Below are 22,924 nucleotides of genomic sequence, written 5' to 3'. Positions count from 1 at the left end.
ATTTTTTCATCATCAGACGACCGGGAGCCTTTATGTCATCTGAAAAACTGTATTCTCCACTAAAAGTGGGCGCGATCACGGTGGCAAACCGTATTTTTATGGCCCCTCTGACGCGTCTGCGCAGCATTGAACCGGGTGACATCCCTACCCCGTTGATGGTGGAATACTATCGCCAACGTGCCAGTGCCGGTTTGATTATTAGCGAAGCCACTCAAGTTTCCGCTCAGGCAAAAGGGTATGCGGGCGCACCTGGCATTCATAGCCCAGAGCAAATCGCAGCATGGAAAAAAATCACCGCTGGTGTTCATGCTGAAAATGGTCATATCGCCGTACAGCTTTGGCATACGGGGCGCATTTCTCACGCCAGCCTGCAACCTGGCGGCCAGGCTCCGGTAGCACCTTCGGCACTTAGTGCGGGAACCCGTACTTCTCTGCGCGATGAAAATGGTCAGGCGATCCGTGTCGAGACATCTATGCCGCGTGCGCTTGAACTGGAAGAGATTCCGGGTATCGTCAATGATTTCCGCCAGGCCATCGCTAACGCCCGTGAAGCCGGTTTTGATCTGGTGGAGCTTCACTCCGCTCACGGGTATTTACTGCATCAGTTCCTGTCGCCTTCTTCAAACCATCGTACCGATCAGTACGGCGGTAGCGTGGAAAATCGCGCACGCCTGGTACTGGAAGTCGTTGATGCCGGAATAAAAGAATGGGGTGCCGATCGCATTGGCATTCGCGTTTCGCCAATCGGTACTTTCCAGAATACCGATAACGGCCCGAATGAAGAAGCCGATGCGCTGTATCTGATTGAACAACTGGGCAAACGCGGCATTGCTTATCTGCATATGTCAGAACCAGACTGGGCAGGCGGCAAACCATATACCGAGGCTTTCCGCGAAAAAGTACGCGCCCGTTTCCACGGTCCAATTATCGGGGCTGGTGCATATACGGTAGAAAAAGCAGAAACGCTGATCGGCAAAGGGTTAATTGATGCGGTGGCATTTGGTCGTGACTGGATTGCAAACCCGGATCTGGTCGCCCGCTTGCAGCGCAAAGCTGAGCTTAACCCACAGCGTGCCGAAAGTTTCTACGGTGGCGGCGCGGAAGGCTATACCGATTACCCTACGCTGTAATCCAACATTGCGAGCGGCGCAAACCCGCCGCTATACTAAAACAACATTTTGAATCTGTTAGCCATTTTGAGGATATAAAAATGCGTCTTCTTCACACCATGCTGCGCGTTGGCGATCTGCAACGCTCCATCGATTTTTATACCAACGTGCTGGGCATGAAACTGCTGCGTACCAGCGAAAACCCGGAATACAAATACTCACTGGCGTTTGTTGGCTACGGCCCGGAAACCGAAGAAGCGGTGATTGAACTGACCTACAACTGGGGCGTGGATAAATACGAACTCGGCACCGCTTATGGTCATATCGCCCTTAGCGTTGATAACGCCGCTGAAGCGTGCGAAAAAATCCGTCAGAACGGCGGCAACGTGACCCGTGAAGCCGGCCCGGTAAAAGGTGGCACTACGGTTATCGCATTTGTGGAAGATCCGGACGGTTATAAAATTGAATTGATCGAAGAGAAAGACGCCGGTCGCGGTCTGGGCAACTAATCTCCTGCCGGGCGTGCACTCATCACGCCCGCATCTTTACTGCATCAGCGGGTAATATTTGTCATAATGCGCGCTGCAATTTTTCCGTATTAAGAGAATCAGATGTCCGATAACGCTCAACTTACCGGTCTGTGCGACCGTTTTCGTGGTTTTTATCCTGTTGTGATCGATGTTGAAACAGCCGGATTTAACGCCAAAACCGATGCGCTGCTTGAGATTGCCGCCATCACCCTGAAAATGGATGAACAAGGCTGGCTGATGCCGGACACCACATTACATTTCCACGTCGAGCCGTTTGTCGGCGCTAATTTGCAACCAGAAGCCCTCGCCTTCAACGGCATTGACCCGAACGATCCCGATCGTGGCGCGGTCAGCGAATACGAGGCGCTGCATGAGATTTTCAAAGTTGTCCGTAAAGGCATCAAAGCGAGCGGCTGTAACCGTGCCATTATGGTGGCGCACAACGCCAATTTCGACCACAGCTTTATGATGGCCGCCGCAGAACGCGCCTCACTGAAACGTAACCCGTTCCACCCTTTCGCCACTTTTGACACTGCTGCACTGGCCGGGCTGGCGCTCGGACAAACCGTATTATCAAAAGCCTGCCAGACCGCTGGCATGGAGTTTGATAGCACTCAGGCGCACTCCGCGCTGTACGATACCGAACGCACCGCCGTGCTGTTTTGTGAAATCGTCAACCGCTGGAAACGTCTGGGAGGCTGGCCGCTGCCTGCTGCCGAAAAGGTGTAATCGAGTCGATGCCTGATGACATGCAATGAATCAGGCATCTATAGTGAGGCTATTCCACGCATCATGCATGATATTCACGGGGAATAGCGTTAATGGCAGATAACCCAAATCCTTCATCGCCGCTGCCGGACGTTTTTTCACCGGCGACCCGCGACTGGTTTTTCCGCGCCTTTAAACAGCCGACCGCTGTCCAGTCACAAACCTGGAGCGTGACGGCACGCGGTGAACATGCGCTGGTGATTGCACCGACCGGTTCCGGGAAAACGCTGGCAGCTTTTCTCTACGCCCTCGATCAACTCTTCCGCGAAGGCGGGGAACATGCGAGCGAAGCGCATAAGCGTAAAACCTCGCGCATCCTCTATATTTCACCGATTAAAGCCTTAGGCACCGACGTTCAGCGCAATTTACAGATCCCGTTACAGGGCATTGCGAATGAGCGGCGGCGGCGTGGCGAAACGGAAGTCAACATTCGTGTGGGTATCCGCACTGGCGATACGCCCGCACAGGAACGCAGCAAACTGACCCGTAATCCGCCGGATATTCTGATCACCACGCCCGAATCACTCTACCTGATGCTGACCTCCCGCGCGCGAGAGACGCTGCGCGGCGTCGAAACGGTGATTATTGATGAAGTCCATGCCGTGGCAGGCAGCAAACGCGGCGCACATCTGGCACTGAGCCTGGAGCGACTCGATGCGTTGCTAAACACCTCTGCACAACGAATTGGTCTTTCCGCCACCGTGCGCTCGGTCAGCGATGTGGCGGAATTTCTGGGTGGCGATCGCCCGGTTACGGTAGTCAACCCGCCCGCAATGCGCCATCCGCAGATCCGTATTGTCGTTCCTGTCGCCAATATGGATGATGTCTCATCGGTCGCCAGCGGCACCAGCGAAAACAGCCATGCCGGCCGGGAAGGCTCCATCTGGCCATATATTGAAACGGGTATCCTTGATGAAGTGTTGCGCCATCGTTCGACCATTGTCTTTACTAATTCACGCGGGCTGGCGGAAAAACTGACGGCACGATTAAATGAGCTTTACGCCGCACGCATACAGCGTTCCCCGTCTATCGCCGTTGATGTGGCCCATTTCGAGTCGACCTCCGGCGCAACCTCTAACCGTGTACAAAGTAGCGACGTTTATATTGCCCGCTCACACCACGGCTCCGTCTCTAAAGAACAACGAGCAATCACCGAACAGGCGCTGAAATCGGGTGAATTACGCTGCGTGGTCGCAACCTCCAGTCTCGAACTGGGGATTGATATGGGCGCGGTGGATCTGGTGATTCAGGTGGCGACGCCGCTCTCTGTCGCCAGCGGGTTACAACGCATTGGGCGCGCCGGACACCAGGTTGGAGGCATCTCTAAAGGACTTTTTTTCCCCCGTACCCGGCGTGACTTAGTCGATTCCGCAGTTATTGTGGAGTGTATGTTCGCTGGCAAGCTGGAAAGCCTGACACCACCGCATAATCCACTCGACGTTCTGGCGCAGCAAACTGTTGCCGCTGCGGCGATGGACGCCTTACAGGTTGATGAGTGGTACGCCCGCGTGCGCCGTGCCGCACCGTGGAAAGATCTGCCGAGGCGCGTTTTTGACGCCACGCTGGATATGCTTTCCGGGCGCTATCCTTCTGGTGATTTTTCCACTTTTCGCCCAAAACTTATCTGGAATCGGGAAAGTGGAATATTAACTGCGCGTCCTGGCGCCCAACTTTTGGCGGTGACCAGCGGTGGCACCATTCCGGATCGTGGCATGTACAGCGTGTTATTGCCGGCAGGTGAAGAACAGGCAGGATCTCGTCGGGTAGGAGAACTGGATGAAGAGATGGTGTATGAATCGCGGGTGAATGACATTATCACCCTCGGGGCTACCTCCTGGCGGATCCAGCAAATCACCCGCGATCAGGTGATTGTGACGCCTGCGCCCGGACGCTCCGCCAGACTTCCCTTCTGGCGCGGTGAAGGTAGCGGACGTCCCGCTGAATTAGGCGAGATGATCGGCGATTTTCTCCATTTGCTGGCGGATGGCGCGTTCTTTTCCGCGAATATCCCTCCGTGGCTGGCGGAAGAAAATACTCTCGCCAATATTAAGGGGCTGATTGACGAGCAGCGAAACGCAACGGGCGTTGTCCCCGGAAGCCGTCACCTGGTTCTCGAACGCTGCCGTGATGAAATTGGCGACTGGCGTATTATTTTGCACTCTCCCTATGGAAGACGCGTGCATGAACCCTGGGCGCTGGCGATTGCCGGGCGAATACATGCGCTATGGGGCGCAGACGCCTCAGTCGTTGCCAGTGATGACGGTATTGTTGCGCGCATTCCTGACACCGATGGCAAATTGCCTGATGCTGCCATTTTCTTGTTTGAGCCGGAAAAGTTGCTGCAAATTGTCCGTGAAGCGGTGGGCAGCTCGGCGCTTTTTGCTGCCCGTTTTCGTGAATGCGCCGCGCGGGCATTGCTGATGCCTGGTCGCACGCCGGGGCGTCGCACGCCACTGTGGCAACAACGACTACGGGCCAGCCAGTTGCTGGAAATCGCCCAGGGTTATCCTGATTTTCCAGTCATTCTCGAAACCCTGCGCGAATGCCTGCAAGATGTTTATGATCTTCCCGCGCTGGAACGTTTGATGCGTCGCCTGAACGGTGGCGAAATACAAATCTCCGATGTAACGACCGCTACGCCCTCGCCTTTCGCCGCCAGTTTATTGTTCGGCTATGTCGCAGAGTTTATGTACCAGAGCGACGCCCCGCTGGCAGAGCGCCGGGCGTCCGTACTGTCGCTGGACAGCGAGCTGTTGCGCAATCTACTCGGTCAGGTCGATCCGGGTGAATTACTCGACCCGCAGGTCATTCGCCAGGTGGAAGAAGAGTTACAGCGACTAGCGGCTGGCAGAAAAGCGAAAGGTGAAGAAGGTTTGTTTGACCTGCTACGCGAACTGGGGCCAATGACGTTTGAAGATCTGGTACAACGGCATACAGGCAGCGGTGAAGAGATTGAGACGTATGTGGAAAATCTTCTCGCGGAAAAACGAATCTTCCTGGCAATGATTGCAGGTCAGAAGCACCTGGCCTGCATGGATGACGCCGCCAGGCTACGGGACGCCCTCGGTGTACAGCTGCCACACTCACTACCGGAAATCTACCTGCACCGCGTAAATTCCCCGCTTCGCGATCTCTTTCTACGCTATCTGCGGACTCATGCCCTGGTCACGGCTGAACAACTTGCCCGTGATTTTGGCCTCGGTATTGCCATTGTCGAAGAGCAACTTCAGCAACTGCGCGAGCAAGGGTTGATGATGAATCTGCAACAAGACGTCTGGGTGAGTGACGAAGTTTTCCGTCGTCTGCGCTTACGCTCGCTGCAGGCTGCCAGAGAAGCGACGCGTCCAGTTCCGTCTACAGTCTATGCGCGATTGCTGCTGGAACGTCAGGGCGTGTTACCCGCCACCGATGGCAGCCCGGCGCTCTTTGCCACAACGTCTACAGGCGTTTATGAGGGTGTGGATGGCGTCATGCGGGTTATCGAACAACTTGCCGGTGTTGGTTTACCCGCCTCACTCTGGGAAAGCCAGATCCTGCCAGCCCGCGTGCGCGACTATTCGCCAGAAATGCTTGATGAACTGCTGGCAACCGGCGAAGTTATCTGGTCGGGGCAAAAAAGACTGGGGGATGATGACGGTCTGGTGGCTCTGCATTTGCAGGAGTATGCCGCAGAATCGTTAACACCAGTAGAAAATGATCACGCGAAACGTTCAGCGATTCAGCAAGCAATTATCGCGGTTCTGGCTGATGGTGGTGCCTGGTTTGCGCAACAAATCGGTCAACGGGTAGGCGAGAAAATCGGTCAACCGGTAGATGCGTCGCCCCTGCAAGAAGCGTTATGGGAGCTGGTCTGGCAAGGCGTCATTACCAGCGATATTTGGGCACCGTTACGCGCCCTCGCCCGCAGCAGTACCAGCGCGCGCGCCTCAGCTCGCCGCAGCCACCGGGCTCGGCGTGGACGTCCTGCCTATACGTTGCCCATCTCGCCGCTGGTATCTTACAACACGCCGAAGCTGGCTGGGCGCTGGTCGTTATTACAGGTGGAGCCACTGAACGATACTGAAAGGATGCTGGCGCTGGCGGAGAATATGCTCGACCGCTACGGCATCGTCAGTCGCCAGGCGGTGATAGCCGAGAATATCCCTGGCGGGTTTCCATCAATGCAAACGCTTTGTCGCAGCATGGAAGATTCGGGGCGAATTATGCGTGGTCGTTTTGTTGAAGGTCTGGGCGGTGCGCAATTTGCTGATCGCCTGACTATTGACCGATTGCGCGATCTCGCCGCCGCCAGCCAACCGCAGCAATTCACGCCAGTGGCGCTCTCTGCCAACGATCCGGCTAATGTGTGGGGAAATATCCTGCCCTGGCCTGCACATCCGGCAACGCTGGTGCCAACGCGTCGGGCAGGTGCGCTGGTGGTCATTTCCGGCGGCAAATTGTTGCTCTATCTGGCGCAAGGTGGCAAAAAAATGCTGGTCTGGCAGGAAAAAGAGGAATTACTCGCGCCAGAGGTTTTACAGGCGCTGACCACCGCGCTGCGTCGCGAACCACGGCTGCGCTTTACGCTGACAGAAGTAAATGATCAACCCGTCCGGCAAACGCCGATGTTTACGCTGCTGCGTGATGCGGGATTTTCAAGTTCACCACAAGGGCTGGATTGGGGATAGAAAAGGACTGACGGATGCTTGTTTGCATCCGTCAGTATTGCAGGACGGATTACTCCGCGTCCGGCTCTTCAGACTTGTATTTTGCGGCAGTTTCTTTGATCAGCTGCTGCAGTTCGCCGCGCTGATACATTTCGATCACGATATCACAGCCGCCTACCAGTTCGCCGTCAACCCACAGTTGCGGGAAAGTCGGCCAGTTAGCGTATTTCGGCAGTTCCGCACGAATGTCCGGATTCTGCAGGATATCAACATAGGCAAAACGTTCGCCACATGCGGCAAGCGCCTGGACTGCCTGGGCAGAGAAACCGCAGCTCGGCAGTTTCGGTGAACCTTTCATGTACAGCAGGATCGGGTTTTCAGCAATCTGGCGTTGGATTTTTTCGATAGTGGTGCTCATTGTCTTGCTTCCTCAAACTTCTTTACGGCAGTAATCTGACATTGTAGCGGGTCAGTGCGGCAACGGAAAATAACATTTTCATCACGCTTTTGCTATTTTATCCCTTTGCTCTAAATGTTGCATTTCAAATATTCTTTTCTTCTCTGGCACGCAACAACGTGGTGTTTTTATAACCATTTTTAGCTTTGCCTGCTGCATTTTTTTGCGCTCGCCAACGAAACGTATTTTTTAACAATAAAAGCTATTAACTTTCTCTTCTTCTATGCATTAGAATCATCAAGTTTTGTAAATCAGACGCAGGCATGATAGACCTGCCTTAACAGAGGGACGCTCAGTGGCGCGGATAAACCGTATTTCGATCACGCTCTGTGCTTTACTTTTTACTACCCTGCCTTTTACGCCTATGGCACATGCTTCAAAGCAAGCCAGGGAGAGTTCTGCTACCACTCATATCACCAAAAAAGCAGATAAAAAGAAAAGCACGGCAACCACCAAAAAGGCCAATAAAGCCAGCCAGAAAACAGCGAAAAAAGCCGCCAGTAAAAGTACTACTAAAAATAAAACTGCTTCTTCCGTTAAAAAATCCTCCATTACTGCTTCTAAAAACGCCAAAACTCGCAGCAAACAAGCCGTCAATAAAACGGCGTCAGCCAGCTTTACGGAAAAGTGCACCAAACGTAAAGGCTATAAGTCGCGTTGCGTGAAAGTCAAAAATGCCACACAGGGAACCATCGCCGACGCGCATAAAGCCAAAGTACAGAAAGCCACAAAAGTGGCTATGAATAAGCTGATGCAGCAAATTGGCAAACCATATCGCTGGGGCGGCAGCTCACCGCGTACCGGTTTTGATTGCAGCGGGCTGGTTTATTATGCGTATAAAGATCTGGTGAAGATCCGTATTCCACGTACGGCTAACGAAATGTATCACTTGCGTGATGCCGCGCCGATCGATCGCAGCGAACTGAAAAACGGCGACCTGGTTTTCTTCCGCACTCAGGGGCGCGGAACCGCCGATCACGTTGGCGTGTATGTCGGCAACGGCAAATTTATTCAGTCACCACGCAGTGGTCAGGAAATTAAAATCACTTCGTTAAGTGAAGATTACTGGCAACGCCACTATGTTGGTGCTCGTCGGGTGATGACCCCAAAAACACTTCGCTAAAACTTTACCCTGTTGTTACGGCAACAGGGTAAGTTCATCTTTTGTATCACCTTTTAATTTGCTACCCTATCCATACGCACAATAAGGCTATTGTACGTATGCCAATTAATAATAAAGGAGAGTAGCAATGTCATTTGAATTACCTGCACTACCATATGCTAAAGATGCTCTGGCACCGCACATTTCTGCGGAAACTATCGAGTATCACTACGGCAAACATCATCAGACTTATGTCACTAACCTGAACAACCTGATCAAAGGTACTGCGTTTGAAGGTAAATCACTGGAAGAGATTATTCGCAGCTCTGAAGGTGGTGTATTCAATAACGCCGCTCAGGTCTGGAACCACACTTTCTACTGGAACTGCCTGGCGCCGAACGCGGGTGGCGAACCTACTGGTGAACTGGCTGAAGCTATCGCCGCTTCTTTTGGCAGCTTTGCTGATTTCAAAGCTCAGTTTACTGATGCTGCGATCAAAAACTTTGGTTCTGGCTGGACCTGGCTGGTGAAAAACAGCGATGGCAAACTGGCTATCGTTTCCACCTCTAACGCGGGTACTCCGCTGACCACCGATGCAACTCCACTGCTGACCGTTGATGTCTGGGAACACGCTTATTACATCGACTATCGCAATGCACGTCCGGGTTATCTGGAGCACTTCTGGGCGCTGGTAAACTGGGAATTCGTAGCGAAAAATCTCGCCGCATAATCACTGATGGCAAATGCAGCATTGCCTGATGCGCTACGCTTATCAGGCCTACGTGGATGAGGCGTTAACACCACATCCGGCAAGATAAATCGCACTTTGCCTGCAAACTGTAACGCAGAAGGTTAGCCTTCTGCGTTTTTGTTTTATTAGCTGTTGGCAACGCAAACTGCTTCAGGTTGTTTTCTGGCTGACATAAACACCAGCAACAATGCCAGTCCCGCGACAATCGCCCCCATCACCGGCACAAAACTGTATCCCAGACCACCGGAAATCACTGCACCACCGGCTGCGGCACCCAGCGCATTTCCAAGGTTAAAGGCACCAATATTTACTGATGAAGACAAACCCGGAGCTTCGCTGGCGACACGCATCACACGCATCTGCAACGGCGGTACGACCGCAAAGGTTGCCGCGCCCCACACCACCATGCTGATTGCCGCGCCAAACTCATTTCGTGCCAGGAACGGGATCGCCAGCATAATCACCATCAACAGCAGCAAAAAGCCTTTCAGCGTACCATTGACCGAACGATCTGCCAGTTTACCGCCGAGATAGTTACCGATAGAGAACCCAACGCCAATCAGCACCAGCATTGCCGTCACGAACACCGGCGTTGCGTGAGTGATACTTTGCAGTACCGGAGAAATATAGGTGTAGAGGGTGAACATTGCACCAGCGCCCAGCACCGTCGTCAGCAATGCAGACAGCACCTGCGGACGCATCAGTACCGCCAGCTCTTTTTTCACTTCAGGCCGCGCTCCTGCGCCACCTTTTGGTAACGAGAAGAACAGGCTCACCATTGAAATCACACCCAGCCCCGCCGTTGCCAGAAATGACATACGCCAGCCAATAGTTTCCCCAAGCCAGGTTGCCGCCGGAACGCCACCGATATTCGCCAGGGTTAAGCCCATAAACATAGTGGCAACTGCGCTGGCCTGTTTATGTTTTGGCACCACGCTTGCTGCCACGACAGACCCCAGGCCAAAAAACGCCCCGTGATTCAGACTGGTTAAAATGCGTGAAAGCATCAGCGTCATATAATCCGGTGCGATGGCAGAAAGTACGTTACCGAGGGTGAAAATCGCCATCAGGAAAATCAGCGCACTGCGGCGGGCACGATGAGAAAGCAGAAGCGTCATCAATGGCGCGCCAACCATCACGCCAACCGCATAGGCGCTGATTAACATTCCGGCAACTGGAATCGAGACATCCACACCACGCGCAATAACGGGCAACAAGCCCATTGGCGAGAATTCCGTTGTCCCGATACCAAACGCGCCAATTGCCAGCGCCAGCAACGGATAGTTAATTTTCATGCCTAATCTCCACCTCTTCGCGTCATCACGCGATGTTCATCAAAGTGGCGAAAGCATGACATCAATCACAAAAGAATGAAAATAACAAAAAGAGAAAACACTTTTGCCAATTTGCTAACAAAGAGGAAGGAGATGTGAGGGAGAACGCGCTCCCTCGAGGGGAAATCAGTGCAGCGCGGCAGTCAAACCCACGGCCACGATCAAACCAAGAACGATAATGGTTGTTACCAGTGAAAATTTAAGGTCGGTGCTCATCAAGTTTTCTCCTTTTTATTACCCCACAAAAAGTGATATTACGCATTTTTACATACTGTGATGAAAAAATCTCCCGCCATTTATAATGATAAGTGTTTTTACTACTTCCCCTTTTCATCAAGATCGGCCAAAATTCCACGCTTACATTATTTGCGTACTGGCCATTGACCCCTTCCTGACGCTCTGTGTCATTTTCCCGGCGTACCGCAACACTTTTGTTGTGCGTAAGGTGTGTAAAGGCAAACGTTTACCTTGCGATTTTGCAGGAGCTGAAGTTAGGGTCTGGAGTGAAATGGAATGGCAACAATAAAAGATGTAGCGAAGCGAGCAAACGTTTCCACTACAACTGTGTCACACGTAATCAACAAAACACGTTTTGTCGCTGAAGAAACGCGCAATGCCGTGTGGGCGGCGATCAAAGAATTACACTACTCCCCTAGCGCGGTGGCGCGCAGCCTGAAGGTCAACCACACCAAGTCTATCGGTTTGCTGGCGACCAGCAGCGAAGCGGCCTATTTCGCCGAGATCATTGAAGCGGTAGAAAAAAATTGCTTCCAGAAAGGCTACACGCTGATTCTGGGCAATGCGTGGAACAATCTTGAGAAACAGCGGGCTTATCTGTCGATGATGGCGCAAAAACGCGTCGATGGCCTGCTGGTGATGTGTTCTGAGTATCCGGAACCGTTGCTGGCGATGCTGGAAGAGTATCGCCATATCCCGATGGTGGTGATGGACTGGGGTGAAGCAAAAGCAGACTTTACCGATGCGGTTATCGATAACGCTTTTGAAGGCGGTTACATGGCCGGGCGCTATTTGATTGAACGCGGTCACCGCGAAATCGGTGTTATTCCGGGTCCTCTGGAGCGTAACACCGGTGCAGGCCGTCTGGCGGGCTTTATGAAAGCGATGGAAGAAGCCATGATCAAGGTGCCGGAAAACTGGATTGTGCAAGGTGACTTTGAGCCTGAATCAGGTTATCGCGCCATGCAGCAAATCCTGTCGCAACCGCACAGACCTACCGCAGTCTTCTGTGGCGGCGATATTATGGCGATGGGCGCGCTCTGTGCCGCTGATGAAATGGGTCTGCGCGTCCCGCAGGATGTTTCGCTGATCGGTTATGATAACGTGCGCAATGCTCGCTACTTTACCCCGGCACTGACCACTATCCATCAGCCAAAAGATTCGCTGGGTGAAACGGCGTTCAATATGCTGTTGGATCGTATCGTCAACAAACGCGAAGAACCGCAGTCAATTGAAGTTCATCCACGGTTGATTGAACGTCGCTCCGTGGCTGATGGCCCGTTCCGCGACTATCGTCGTTAATCATCCGTTGCGGGAGTCTCTTCAGGCTCCCGCAGCCACTCCTTATTCAGCGTCTCACTATCGCCGAGATACTCAAGCAACCAGGTTAAAGCAGGCGACATATCATTCTGCTGCCAGGTCAGACAACATGCTGAATCAGGGAATGGATTTTCCAGTTCTAGTGCTACCCACTTCCCCTCATTAAGCCACGGTTTGGCGAAATGTGTCGGCACCATACCGATGCATAACCCGGCCGAAATACACGTTGCCGATGATTCCCAGTCCGGTACAACCAGGCGCTTTTGGTTATCCAGTAGCCAGGTAATACGTTTGGGTAGCGTCCGTGAGGTGTCTTCGCGCACCAGTGACGGCCAGTTGCGCAATGTATCATCGCTGAATGGTCCATTCATTGACACAAGCGGATGATGGCGGGCAACAACACAGCTCCAGCTCAGCATCCCCATATCACGGAAGGCATAACGACCGCCCACCGGAATCGCTCGTGTCGCGCCAATCGCCAGTTCCACGCGCCCGTCAGAAAGCGCATCCCAGACACCGTTGAATACTTCTTGAAATACCAGAAGTTCAACGTCATCAAAATGACGATAGAAATCAACGATCATCTGCCGTGTACGTTCTGGCCTGACGATATTATCCACCGCAATGGCTAACTGACCACGCCAGCCGTTCGCAATCTGCTGACATTGCTGGCGCGTGATCTGCATTTTTTTGACAACAGAGCGCCCTTCTTTGAGAAACCACGCCCCGGCAGCGGTCAGTTCCACATCACGATGACGCCGTTCAAAAAGCGGCACCGCCAGCCACTCTTCCAGCTGACGCACGGTATAGCTGACCGCAGAAGGAACACGATGCAACTCCTGAGCCGCAGCACTAAAACTGCCATTACGCGCTACCGCATCAACCACTTCGAGAGAATACTCAGACCACATAGTTTGCCTGCAAAATTTTTGAAACCAGCCATCAAATATTACCGTTTCACAACAGGAATTTCACTCCCTACACTTTGCGACGGTGTTTAATTGAGAAATTTAGAGAATATACATGCAACCTGGGAAAAGATTTTTAGTCTGGCTGGCGGGTTTGAGCGTACTCGGTTTTCTGGCAACCGATATGTATCTGCCCGCTTTCGCCGCCATTCAGGCCGATTTGCAAACGCCTGCGTCTGCTGTCAGTGCCAGCCTTAGTCTGTTCCTTGCCGGTTTTGCCGCAGCCCAACTTCTGTGGGGGCCGCTCTCCGACCGTTATGGTCGTAAACCGGTGTTATTAATCGGCCTGACAATTTTTGCGTTAGGTAGTCTGGGGATGTTATGGGTGGATAACGCCATCACTCTGCTGGTATTACGGTTTGTGCAAGCGGTTGGTGTCTGTGCCGCCGCAGTTATCTGGCAGGCGTTGGTGACGGATTACTATCCTTCACAAAAAGTGAATCGTATTTTCGCCACTATCATGCCATTAGTGGGACTCTCTCCTGCCCTTGCTCCTCTTTTAGGTAGCTGGCTGCTGGTTCATTTTTCCTGGCAGGCGATTTTCGCGACCTTATTTGCCATTACCGTGGTGCTTATTCTGCCCATTTTCTGGCTTAAACCTACGACTAAAGCACGTAACGACAGTCAGGATGGACTGACCTTTACCGATCTGCTGCGTTCAAAAACCTATCGCGGCAACGTGCTGATTTATGCGGCCTGTTCAGCCAGTTTCTTTGCCTGGCTGACCGGTTCACCGTTCATCCTTAGCGAGATGGGCTACAGCCCGGCAGTCATTGGTTTAAGTTATGTACCACAAACCATCGCGTTTCTGATTGGTGGTTATGGCTGTCGCGCAGCATTGCAGAAATGGCAAGGCAAACAATTATTACCGTGGCTGCTGGCGCTGTTTGCTGTCAGCGTCGTGGCGACCTGGGCTGCTGGCTTCATTAGCCATGTTTCGCTGGTCGAAATTCTGATCCCATTCTGTGTGATGGCTATTGCCAACGGCGCAATCTACCCGATTGTTGTCGCGCAGGCGCTGCGCCCCTTCCCACATGCGACCGGCCGCGCCGCAGCATTGCAGAACACACTGCAACTGGGACTGTGCTTCCTCGCAAGCCTTGTGGTTTCCTGGCTCATCAGCGTTAGCACACCACTGCTCACCACCACCTGCGTGATGTTATCGACCGTGGTACTGGCTTCTCTGGGTTACATGATGCAACGTTGTGAAGAATCTGGTTGCCAGAATCATGGCAATGCCGAAGTCGCTCATAGCGAATCACATTGATCTATATCGACATCTTTATACTTAGGCTGCTAACAAAATTTTGTTGTATGATTGAAATTAGCGGCCTATACTAATTTCCAGTTGTTAAGATTACGATAAATATTATGTTTTTACGGGGACAGGAGCGTTCCCGGATTGCTATGGATGGTCATTTCGGCAAGGGTTCCTCCTTTCCCTCTGTTCTACGTCGGATTATAGACTCGCGGATTTTCTGCGAGATTTCTCACAAAGCCCAAAAAGCGTCTACGCTGTTTTAAGGTTCTGATCACCGACCAGTGATGGAGAAACTATGAGTTCATCGTGTATAGAAGAAGTCAGCGTACCGGATGACAACTGGTACAGAATCGCCAACGAATTACTTAGCCGCGCCGGTATAGCCATCAACGGTTCTGCCCCGGCGGATATTCGTGTTAAAAACCCCGATTTTTTTAAACGCGTTCTACAGGAAGGTTCGTTGGGGTTAGGCGAAAGTTATATGGATGGCTGGTGGGAATGTGAACGACTGGATATGTTTTTTAGCAAAGTCTTACGCGCAGGTCTCGAAAACCAACTCCCCCATCATTTCAAAGACACTCTGCGCATCGCTGGCGCTCGTCTCTTCAATCTGCAGAGTAAAAAACGTGCCTGGATAGTTGGCAAAGAGCATTACGATCTGGGTAATGATCTGTTCAGCCGTATGCTTGATCCCTTCATGCAATATTCCTGCGCTTACTGGAAAGATGCCGATAATCTGGAATCTGCCCAACAAGCGAAGCTTAAAATGATCTGCGAAAAATTGCAGTTGAAGCCAGGGATGCGTGTGCTGGATATTGGCTGCGGTTGGGGCGGACTGGCGCACTACATGGCGTCTAACTATGACGTAAGCGTGGTAGGTGTCACCATTTCTGCTGAACAGCAGAAAATGGCTCAGGATCGCTGTGAAGGTCTGGATGTCACCATTTTGCTGCAAGATTACCGTGACCTGAACGATCAATTTGACCGCATTGTTTCAGTGGGAATGTTCGAACACGTCGGGCCGAAAAATTACAACACCTATTTTGAGGTGGTGGATCGCAATCTGAAACCGGAAGGTATTTTCCTGTTACATACTATCGGCTCGAAAAAAACCGATCTGAATGTTGATCCATGGATTAATAAATATATTTTCCCGAACGGTTGTCTGCCCTCTGTACGCCAGATCGCTCAATCCAGCGAACCACACTTTGTGATGGAAGACTGGCATAACTTTGGCGCCGATTACGATACCACGCTGATGGCCTGGTATGAGCGATTCCTCGCCGCATGGCCGGAAATTGCGGATAATTACAGTGAACGCTTTAAACGGATGTTTACCTATTATCTGAATGCTTGCGCTGGTGCTTTCCGCGCCCGTGATATTCAGCTCTGGCAAGTGGTGTTCTCTCGAGGGGTTGAAAACGGCCTTCGGGTTGCACGCTAAATGTTATTCTATCGCCCCCGTTTGGGGGCGATATCATATTTCAGTCCGTTATTGATTCTGCGCCTTTTCCCGCATCGCCAGCACACGTTCTACCGTATCTACCACTGCCTGAGTTTGTGGATCGATTTCAATATTGACGCGCGCTCCGAGTTTTTTCTTACCGAGAGTGGTACGTTCCAGCGTTTCTGGAATTAAATGTACGCAGAAACGTGTTGACGTTACTTCGCCCACGGTCAGGCTAATACCGTCGATTCCGATAAATCCTTTGTACAGGATATATTTCATCAACTGACTATCCTGCACTTTAAACCAGATCTGGCGATTATTTTCAGAGGTTAATATTTTCGCTACTTCAGCGGTGGTCATAATATGACCCGACATTAAATGTCCGCCAATTTCATCACTGAATTTAGCCGCACGCTCTACGTTTACCCAATCCCCAACCTGTAAATCACCAAGATTAGTAATGCGTAACGTCTCTTTCATCAGATCAAAACTGATATGGTTACCGTTGATTTCCGTCACGGTCAGGCAACAACCGTTGTGTGCCACAGACGCACCGGTCTCCAGACCATCCAGCATATAGTCAGGTAACTCAACCACATGAGTACGAAAATTTGGTTTCTCGTCAATCGACACCAGTTTTGCAGTGCCCTGCACTATCCCCGTAAACATACTTACAACTCCTGAAATCAGTTAAGGCATTCTGTTCAGCACAATAGCAGGTGGGAAACACCCTTACCAGTAAAGGGGGCTGAATGGTTATTTTTTCACTGGAGAATTAATAAATCCTCGCTACAATAGACTGAATTTCCCCTGCTTCTTCTTTTTGCTGCCCATTCAGGCGGCTTTTTAGTCTCTCATATAACAACAATATAAAAGGTGTTCACGTGCAGAAGTATATCAGTGAAGCGCGTCTGTTATTAGCATTAGCAATCCCGGTGATTCTCGCGCAAATCGCCCAAACAGCGATGGGTTTTGTCGATACTGTCATGGCGGGCGGCTATAGCGCCACCGACATGGCGGCGGTCGCCATTGGTACATCTATCTGGCTCCCGGCTATTCTTTTCGGTCACGGACTGCTGCTTGCGTTGACGCCAGTGATTGCGCAATTGAATGGTTCTGGTCGCCGTGAACGCATAGCGCATCAGGTACGACAAGGTTTCTGGCTAGCCGGCTTTGTCTCAGTGCTCATTATGGTGGTTCTGTGGAATGCGGGTTATATCATCCGCTCCATGCAAAATATCGATCCGGCACTCGCCGATAAAGCGGTAGGTTACCTGCGTGCACTGCTGTGGGGTGCTCCGGGCTATCTGTTCTTCCAGGTCGCGCGTAACCAGTGTGAAGGTCTGGCAAAAACCAAACCTGGGATGGTGATGGGTTTTATTGGCCTGCTGGTGAACATTCCGGTTAACTATATCTTTATTTATGGTCATTTCGGAATGCCTGAACTCGGTGGCGTCGGTTGTGGTGTAGCGACGGCGGCTGTGTATTGGGTGATGTTCCTCGCCATGGTTTCTTATATTAAACATGCCCGTTCCATGCGCGATATCCGCAACGAAAAAGGCACCGCTAAACCCGATCCTGCCGCATTGAAACGGCTGGTGCAGCTTGGTCTACCTATCGCGCTGGCGTTGTTCTTTGAAGTGACACTGTTTGCTGTAGTGGCGCTGTTGGTATCTCCACTCGGTATTATCGATGTGGCAGGCCACCAGATTGCACTGAACTTCAGTTCGTTGATGTTCGTTCTTCCAATGTCGCTGGCCGCAGCGGTAACCATCCGTGTTGGTTATCGTCTGGGTCAGGGCTCAACGCTGGATGCACAAACAGCCGCGCGAACAGGGCTTATGGTTGGCGTTTGTATGGCGACTCTGACCGCAATTTTCACGGTTTCACTACGGGAGCAGATTGCCCTGCTGTATAACGATAATCCTGAGGTCGTAACGCTGGCGGCACATTTGATGTTGCTGGCGGCGGTGTATCAGATTTCTGACTCCATACAGGTTATCGGCAGTGGGATTTTGCGTGGTTATAAAGATACGCGGTCGATTTTTTATATTACCTTTACGGCATATTGGGTATTAGGCTTGCCGAGCGGCTACATTCTGGCGCTGACCGATCTGGTGGTTGAGCCAATGGGGCCAGCAGGTTTCTGGATCGGCTTTATTATTGGCCTGACTTCTGCCGCTATTATGATGATGCTGCGTATGCGTTTCCTGCAACGTCTGCCATCAGCCATCATTCTGCAACGCGCAGCTCGCTAAAAAACAAGGCGCAACCTTCACAGATTGCGCCTTAGTTTTTATTCGGGCTGGAGCGTTGCGCCAATCCTGTCTTCGTCAGGTTGCAGTTTAAGCGCACCGCAAATTGGTTGCCGACTGGCATCCGTTATCTCAACGAGGATATTGCCACTAATTTCCCCTTTCACATTGATGAAGTCAGGTGAAATTTCTTTCGCGCTGGTTTGCAGGCAAATCGTTCCCTCTCCGCGCAGTCGTTTCACTTTCAGTTGCACATGTGTGGCTGCTGCCGTGATCAGCCAAACTTTTCCGCCATCAAGGTTTAATTCACCAACACGAAAAGTGACATTGTCACCTTTTACCGTACTGCCATCGAGGATCATCACGCCTCCCGGCTGTACCGTAACCGTTGACTGTTGTAAATCAGCACCGTAACCAATAATCAAAGAGCTACCTTCTTGTACGGCAACGTTCCCCATCAGTTCAACTGGCGCACAACCCTCTTCCACGACAAATTTATCGTCCGCGCTGGTGGGAGACATGACAATCATCGAGCCACCTTTCAGCAGTGCATTTTCCAGCGTACCAGCATGAATTTCAGCACGGCCTCCGGCATTAACCGCCAAATCCTTTGTCTTACCGGAGCTATAGAGCTGTAAACCGTCTGTCCCAAGGCGATAAACGGCTTCGTTCTCAACGAGGGTATGAATATCTTCTCCGCCTATGTTATTCATGGCCCCGCCCGCAAGCGTCGTATCGCAGGCTTTCCCCGCCAGCATAAAGACTCCGCCCTGGTTAATTGCGCTGTTGAAAGCTTCTCCACCAGGGTAAACCAGCAATTCACCGCCATCATCCACTATTGCAGATGAAGTCGTCCCGTTGACCAATAAACCACCAGCCTGATCGAGAATAATTTTTTCTGCCCGATGGCCTTCCAGTACGCGCAGATTACCGCCATTCTCCAGTAACAAACCGCAGGCGTAGCCCTGATCAACGCTAAATTCTCCTTCTGGATGGCGGCCATTAACAGTAGCGAGCGTTGAGAGGCTAATTGCTCCACCGTCGGACTGAATGATGTCTGTGGCAATTGCACCGTCACCGACTGATAACGTGCCATTGTTGCCGTACTGTGTGCCTCTGACGATCCCACCAGTTTCCACTTTCAGCCAGCCCGCATCTGTCACTACGGTGTTTTCAGCTCTTCCGCCTGTCTCAACGAGCAACTCACCGTCAGTGAGTTGAGTCGCGCTAATGACCTCGCCGGTCTTAACAATTTGCACTTTCCCGTCGCTCATCAAGTTTTTTGCATCAGATCCCATGATTTATTCCTTTGCTGCATCTGTGTGCCCTTATCGCTACCTAAGTGTAAAGGCTACGGAGGATTTATCCACGATAGAATTGATTTGCTGGGAAACGACTGGATTTATATCCTGATGCGCGAGATAGTGGGTTGTGTCAGATGTGAAAATGACTCTGACCAAAAATCACCCTTGCAAATCAACAAAATATAGCCAATTTGCTTAAAAGCTCTGCAAACGGTCGAAATACCGCAGAAAATTACGCTTTGCCTCTTGCCACCTTCCCACTCTGCCGCTAATATTCGTCCCCGTTGTCACCTACAACGTTGCGTTCATAGCTCAGTTGGTTAGAGCACCACCTTGACATGGTGGGGGTCGTTGGTTCGAGTCCAATTGAACGCACCATCCTGCGTCCGTAGCTCAGTTGGTTAGAGCACCACCTTGACATGGTGGGGGTCGGTGGTTCGAGTCCACTCGGACGCACCAGATTTTTTAGTCTGGTCTCCTCTCTCCTTGTATTCCCTTGTTTCTTCTCTGTATCCAACACATTAAAAAATTTATACTATTTTGTATGTGTTATCAGAAGGAGAATCGCTATGGCGACTTTGTTACAGCTTCACTTTGCATTTAATAGCCCCTTTGGCGATGAAATGGCCGAACAGCTTAAACCGCTTGCCGAGTCGATTAATCAGGAACCTGGTTTTCTGTGGAAAGTGTGGACAGAAAGTGAAAAGAACCGCGAAGCTGGTGGCATCTATCTTTTTACTGATGAAAAAAGTGCCCTTGCCTATCTGGATAAACATACTGCCCGTCTGAAGAACCTCGGCGTTGCAGAAGTTATCGCCAAAGTTTTCGATGTCAATGAACCATTAAGTAAAATCAATCAGGCCAAACTCGCCTGACAAGTCTCCATGAAGGGCGGTTGGCGCCCTTTTCATCCCTGTCTGAAATTTCTCATTTTCTAAAGATTTCAACCAAACTTATCTGATAACACTAAATTCAAAAGAATACATACAGGTAAGTAATGATGAAAAAAATCGCCATTGTGGGTGCGGGGCCAACAGGGATCTACACTCTCTTCTCGCTTTTACAGCAACCAACGCCGCTTTCTATTTCCATCTTCGAACAGGCTGACGAGGCCGGTGTCGGGATGCCGTACAACGACGAAGAAAACTCTAAATTAATGCTGGCAAATATTGCCAGCATTGAAATACCAACGATTTATTGTACTTATCTGGAATGGTTACAAAAACAAGATGCCAGCCATCTACAACGTTACGGCGTTAAAAAGGAAACACTGCACGATCGTCAGTTTTTACCGCGAATTCTGTTGGGAGAATATTTCCGCGATCGATTTTTACGATTAGTAGATCAGGCGCGACAGCAAAAATTTGAAGTGGCTGTTTATGAATCATGCCAGGTTACCGATCTGCAAATTACAAATGCTGGCGTGATGCTTGCTACAAATCAGGATTTACCCACAGAGACGTTTGATTTAGCGGTAATAGCCACCGGTCACGTCTGGCCTGATGAAGAAGAAGCAACCCGAACGTATTTTCCCAGCCCGTGGTCGGGCCTGATGGAAGCAAAGGTCGATGCCTGTAACGTGGGTATTATGGGAACATCCTTGAGCGGACTGGATGCGGCAATGGCAGTGGCCATTCAGCATGGTTCGTTTATTGAAGAAGATAAACAACGAGTTAGCTTTCAACGTGATAGCAACAGTGAAAATCTGCACATTACGTTGATGTCGCGCACGGGCATTTTACCGGAAGCCGATTTCTATTGTCCCATTCCCTACGAACCGTTACGCATCGTCACAGAACAGGCCTTAAATACAGAAATAGAAAAAGGTGCAGAAGGCCTGTTGGATCGGGTATTCAAATTGATACAGCAAGAAATTAATTCTGCCGATCCAGACTGGAGCCAACGCATAGCGTTAGAGCGCCTCAATGTCGATACCTTTGCGCAAACCTGGTTTGCCGAGCGTAAACAGCATGACCCTTTTGGCTGGGCGGAAGAAAACTTAGCCGAAGTCGAGCAAAATAAACGGCAAAAACATACCGTCCCCTGGCGTTATGTCATTCTGCGTTTGCATGAAGCTGTACAGGAAATTGTGCCGCATCTGAATGAACACGACCATAAGCGATTCAGTAAAGGTCTTGCCAGAGTCTTTATCGATAATTATGCGGCAATCCCTTCAGAATCTATAAGACGATTACTGGCCTTACGCGAAGCGGGGATCATTCATATTCTCGCCCTCGGTGAGGACTACGAGATGGAAAACAACGAAACACGCACAATTCTGAAAACAGCGGATAACAGCTACTCGTTTGATGTTTTTATTGATGCCCGAGGTCAACGTCCACTCAAAGTGAAAGATATTCCTTTCCCTGGGCTACGCGAACAATTGCAGAAAACAGGCGAGGAAATCCCTGATGTTGGTGAAGATTATACGCTACAGCAACCTGAAGAAATTCGTGGTCGCGTGGCGTTCGGTGCTTTACCCTGGCTGATGCACAACCGGCCTTTCGTCCAGGGACTTACGGCTTGTGCAGAAATTGGCGAGGCTATGGCGCAGGCCATTGTAAAACCTGCATCCCGTGCACGTCGGCGTCTTTCGGTTGATTAAAGATAAAGCTATCAGCACTCAACAAACTGATGCTGTTCATTGAGACGATAGCGGACTCCGGCACGGATATTGTTTTCACCTTCAATGGCGACGGCGAAGCGCACTCTTTCGCCGTCATGATATGCCAGTGCGGCGCTGCCACCAGGCCCGAGGACAATCGAGTCAACCACGCCCGTACTGACTACTGTTGAGTTAGCACCGCTGGCAATGATGTGAACATTATCACCGCTGTTAGCAATTTTCGCGTGTGCGCCAAAGCTGGCAATTTGTACCAGATCGCCATTACTGGCAACATGACACCTTTCACCTGGAGTACAGACGCGTACTCGCATCCCGGCATTCGCAATACGGCTACCATCTCCGGCACTGCTGATTCGAGTCGAGTTACCCGCCACTGCCACGCGGGCACGCTCGCCTGAGCTGCCAATATGGCTGTTAAAACCCACACTAGCCATCCGTACGCTGTAGCCCGTGCTGGCAATTTGCGCCGCATAACCTGCTGTAACTATTCTGGCGTTATCGTCGCAACATCCGACGCGTGCGTTATCCTCGGCACTGGAGAGCTGGCGGCAAAATGTTGGTTCCACCGGTTCTGGGACCAGCTTTTGCATAGAGGAAACTTCCTGGCGGGCAAAGTTTTCGTCTGTCAGCCATTTGTTCCATGCATACTCAACCAGACTATCTGCCCAGTCCGTATACCCTTCGTCGATCAGCGCATGGTGAACATCGGCATAGCTGCCGTCCTGCGGAAAATGGCGCAAAAACCAGCGGTACATTACCGCTCCTACACGCCACTCTCGCAGGTTCTCTCGCGTAATGATCATACG

The 22,924-nt window shown here is 51.2% G+C and carries 19 protein-coding genes and 2 tRNA genes; 14 read left to right on the top strand and 7 right to left on the bottom strand.

All coding sequences use genetic code 11. The annotated features are described in order from the left end of the window. Positions 1-32: 32 nt before the first annotated feature. From nemA to A7589_RS07120, 4 genes are all read left to right on the top strand, one after another. Positions 33-1,130: an N-ethylmaleimide reductase gene (nemA, locus tag A7589_RS07135; protein ID WP_000093629.1), complete on the top strand. Its 1,098-nt coding sequence runs from the start codon at positions 33-35 to the stop codon at positions 1,128-1,130. Positions 1,131-1,210: 80 nt separating this feature from the next. Continuing rightward, positions 1,211-1,618 (top strand): lactoylglutathione lyase, encoded by a 408-nt coding sequence (gene gloA, locus A7589_RS07130; protein WP_001237802.1) that lies wholly within the window; start codon positions 1,211-1,213, stop codon positions 1,616-1,618. A gap of 102 nt (positions 1,619-1,720) precedes the next feature. After that, entirely contained in the window at positions 1,721-2,368 is a 648-nt protein-coding gene (gene rnt, locus A7589_RS07125; protein WP_001282286.1) for a ribonuclease T, read from the top strand. A 92-nt stretch (positions 2,369-2,460) separates the two neighbouring features. Beyond that, the gene (locus A7589_RS07120; RefSeq protein WP_024257377.1) at positions 2,461-7,074 is read left to right on the top strand and encodes an ATP-dependent helicase; all 4,614 of its coding nucleotides are present in this window, start codon (positions 2,461-2,463) and stop codon (positions 7,072-7,074) included. A gap of 49 nt (positions 7,075-7,123) precedes the next feature. Here the strand turns inward: A7589_RS07120 and grxD are convergent, their stop codons facing one another. Continuing rightward, positions 7,124-7,471 (bottom strand): monothiol glutaredoxin 4, encoded by a 348-nt coding sequence (grxD, locus tag A7589_RS07115; RefSeq protein ID WP_000108172.1) that lies wholly within the window; start codon positions 7,469-7,471, stop codon positions 7,124-7,126. 334 nt (positions 7,472-7,805) lie between these two features. Between grxD and mepH the strand changes: the two genes are divergently transcribed. Together mepH and sodB are read left to right on the top strand one after the other, a co-directional pair. Beyond that, on the top strand, positions 7,806-8,633 hold the full coding sequence (mepH, locus tag A7589_RS07110) for a peptidoglycan DD-endopeptidase MepH (RefSeq protein ID WP_000101159.1): 828 nt from the start codon (positions 7,806-7,808) through the stop codon (positions 8,631-8,633). 127 nt (positions 8,634-8,760) lie between these two features. Beyond that, positions 8,761-9,342 carry a superoxide dismutase [Fe] gene (gene sodB, locus A7589_RS07105; RefSeq protein WP_000007278.1) on the top strand — a complete coding sequence of 194 codons (582 nt, stop codon included), beginning with the start codon at positions 8,761-8,763 and terminating at the stop codon, positions 9,340-9,342. A gap of 146 nt (positions 9,343-9,488) precedes the next feature. Here sodB and A7589_RS07100 read toward each other — a convergent pair whose 3' ends face one another. Together A7589_RS07100 and cydH are read right to left on the bottom strand one after the other, a co-directional pair. Then, entirely contained in the window at positions 9,489-10,658 is a 1,170-nt protein-coding gene (locus A7589_RS07100) for an MFS transporter (protein WP_000701067.1), read from the bottom strand. Between the two features lie 165 nt (positions 10,659-10,823). Beyond that, positions 10,824-10,913 (bottom strand): cytochrome bd-I accessory subunit CydH, encoded by a 90-nt coding sequence (cydH, locus tag A7589_RS07095; RefSeq protein WP_000102278.1) that lies wholly within the window; start codon positions 10,911-10,913, stop codon positions 10,824-10,826. A gap of 297 nt (positions 10,914-11,210) precedes the next feature. Between cydH and purR the strand changes: the two genes are divergently transcribed. Next, positions 11,211-12,236, top strand: coding sequence for an HTH-type transcriptional repressor PurR (gene purR / locus A7589_RS07085; RefSeq protein ID WP_000190978.1), 1,026 nt, complete (start codon positions 11,211-11,213; stop codon positions 12,234-12,236). Here the strand turns inward: purR and punR are convergent. Further along, positions 12,233-13,165: a DNA-binding transcriptional activator PunR gene (gene punR, locus A7589_RS07080; protein ID WP_000269488.1), complete on the bottom strand. Its 933-nt coding sequence runs from the start codon at positions 13,163-13,165 to the stop codon at positions 12,233-12,235. The genes purR and punR overlap by 4 nt on opposite strands. Positions 13,166-13,277: 112 nt before the next feature. Here punR and punC point away from each other — a divergent pair, with 112 nt between their 5' ends. After that, positions 13,278-14,489, top strand: a complete 1,212-nt coding sequence (gene punC, locus A7589_RS07075; RefSeq protein WP_001182343.1) for a purine nucleoside transporter PunC — start codon at positions 13,278-13,280, stop codon at positions 14,487-14,489. A 289-nt stretch (positions 14,490-14,778) separates the two neighbouring features. Beyond that, positions 14,779-15,927 (top strand): cyclopropane fatty acyl phospholipid synthase, encoded by a 1,149-nt coding sequence (gene cfa, locus A7589_RS07070; RefSeq protein ID WP_000098915.1) that lies wholly within the window; start codon positions 14,779-14,781, stop codon positions 15,925-15,927. A gap of 48 nt (positions 15,928-15,975) precedes the next feature. On the opposite strand, the gene A7589_RS07065 is transcribed toward cfa, so the two are convergent. Next, positions 15,976-16,602 (bottom strand): riboflavin synthase, encoded by a 627-nt coding sequence (locus A7589_RS07065; RefSeq protein WP_000493960.1) that lies wholly within the window; start codon positions 16,600-16,602, stop codon positions 15,976-15,978. Between the two features lie 215 nt (positions 16,603-16,817). Between A7589_RS07065 and mdtK the strand changes: the two genes are divergently transcribed. After that, positions 16,818-18,191, top strand: coding sequence for a multidrug efflux MATE transporter MdtK (mdtK, locus tag A7589_RS07060; RefSeq protein ID WP_001174971.1), 1,374 nt, complete (start codon positions 16,818-16,820; stop codon positions 18,189-18,191). A 38-nt stretch (positions 18,192-18,229) separates the two neighbouring features. Here the strand turns inward: mdtK and A7589_RS07055 are convergent, their stop codons facing one another. Further along, positions 18,230-19,486, bottom strand: coding sequence for an AIDA repeat-containing protein (locus tag A7589_RS07055; RefSeq protein ID WP_000534234.1), 1,257 nt, complete (start codon positions 19,484-19,486; stop codon positions 18,230-18,232). Positions 19,487-19,793: 307 nt separating this feature from the next. Here A7589_RS07055 and A7589_RS07050 point away from each other — a divergent pair. From A7589_RS07050 to A7589_RS07035, 4 genes are all read left to right on the top strand, one after another. Then, positions 19,794-19,870 (top strand) — tRNA-Val (locus tag A7589_RS07050). 4 nt (positions 19,871-19,874) lie between these two features. Then, positions 19,875-19,951 (top strand) — tRNA-Val (locus A7589_RS07045). A gap of 110 nt (positions 19,952-20,061) precedes the next feature. Further along, positions 20,062-20,367, top strand: coding sequence for a monooxygenase (locus A7589_RS07040; protein ID WP_000212677.1), 306 nt, complete (start codon positions 20,062-20,064; stop codon positions 20,365-20,367). Positions 20,368-20,492: 125 nt separating this feature from the next. Continuing rightward, entirely contained in the window at positions 20,493-22,097 is a 1,605-nt protein-coding gene (locus A7589_RS07035) for an FAD-NAD(P)-binding protein (protein WP_000716874.1), read from the top strand. An 11-nt stretch (positions 22,098-22,108) separates the two neighbouring features. On the opposite strand, the gene ydhT is transcribed toward A7589_RS07035, so the two are convergent. Beyond that, the gene (ydhT, locus tag A7589_RS07030) at positions 22,109-22,921 is read right to left on the bottom strand and encodes a protein YdhT (protein ID WP_024257376.1); all 813 of its coding nucleotides are present in this window, start codon (positions 22,919-22,921) and stop codon (positions 22,109-22,111) included. Positions 22,922-22,924: the final 3 nt, after the last annotated feature.

This window comes from Escherichia sp. MOD1-EC6475, assembly GCF_003046645.1.
Taxonomy (GTDB): domain Bacteria; phylum Pseudomonadota; class Gammaproteobacteria; order Enterobacterales; family Enterobacteriaceae; genus Escherichia; species Escherichia ruysiae.
Note: the sequence above shows the minus strand (reverse complement) of the source record. Positions and strands in the feature narration are given on the sequence as shown.

Excerpts from the sequence above, each read along its gene's own strand:
- nemA (WP_000093629.1), top strand. The coding sequence starts at position 33 with ATGTCATCTGAAAAACTGTATTCTCCACTAAAAGTGGGCGCGATCACG.
- gloA (WP_001237802.1), top strand. The coding sequence starts at position 1,211 with ATGCGTCTTCTTCACACCATGCTGCGCGTTGGCGATCTGCAACGCTCC.
- rnt (WP_001282286.1), top strand. The coding sequence starts at position 1,721 with ATGTCCGATAACGCTCAACTTACCGGTCTGTGCGACCGTTTTCGTGGT.
- A7589_RS07120 (WP_024257377.1), top strand. The coding sequence starts at position 2,461 with ATGGCAGATAACCCAAATCCTTCATCGCCGCTGCCGGACGTTTTTTCA.
- grxD (WP_000108172.1), bottom strand. The coding sequence starts at position 7,471 with ATGAGCACCACTATCGAAAAAATCCAACGCCAGATTGCTGAAAACCCG.
- sodB (WP_000007278.1), top strand. The coding sequence starts at position 8,761 with ATGTCATTTGAATTACCTGCACTACCATATGCTAAAGATGCTCTGGCA.
- A7589_RS07100 (WP_000701067.1), bottom strand. The coding sequence starts at position 10,658 with ATGAAAATTAACTATCCGTTGCTGGCGCTGGCAATTGGCGCGTTTGGT.
- cydH (WP_000102278.1), bottom strand. The coding sequence starts at position 10,913 with ATGAGCACCGACCTTAAATTTTCACTGGTAACAACCATTATCGTTCTT.
- purR (WP_000190978.1), top strand. The coding sequence starts at position 11,211 with ATGGCAACAATAAAAGATGTAGCGAAGCGAGCAAACGTTTCCACTACA.
- punR (WP_000269488.1), bottom strand. The coding sequence starts at position 13,165 with ATGTGGTCTGAGTATTCTCTCGAAGTGGTTGATGCGGTAGCGCGTAAT.
- punC (WP_001182343.1), top strand. The coding sequence starts at position 13,278 with ATGCAACCTGGGAAAAGATTTTTAGTCTGGCTGGCGGGTTTGAGCGTA.
- cfa (WP_000098915.1), top strand. The coding sequence starts at position 14,779 with ATGAGTTCATCGTGTATAGAAGAAGTCAGCGTACCGGATGACAACTGG.
- A7589_RS07065 (WP_000493960.1), bottom strand. The coding sequence starts at position 16,602 with ATGTTTACGGGGATAGTGCAGGGCACTGCAAAACTGGTGTCGATTGAC.
- A7589_RS07055 (WP_000534234.1), bottom strand. The coding sequence starts at position 19,486 with ATGGGATCTGATGCAAAAAACTTGATGAGCGACGGGAAAGTGCAAATT.
- A7589_RS07040 (WP_000212677.1), top strand. The coding sequence starts at position 20,062 with ATGGCGACTTTGTTACAGCTTCACTTTGCATTTAATAGCCCCTTTGGC.
- A7589_RS07035 (WP_000716874.1), top strand. The coding sequence starts at position 20,493 with ATGAAAAAAATCGCCATTGTGGGTGCGGGGCCAACAGGGATCTACACT.
- ydhT (WP_024257376.1), bottom strand. The coding sequence starts at position 22,921 with ATGATCATTACGCGAGAGAACCTGCGAGAGTGGCGTGTAGGAGCGGTA.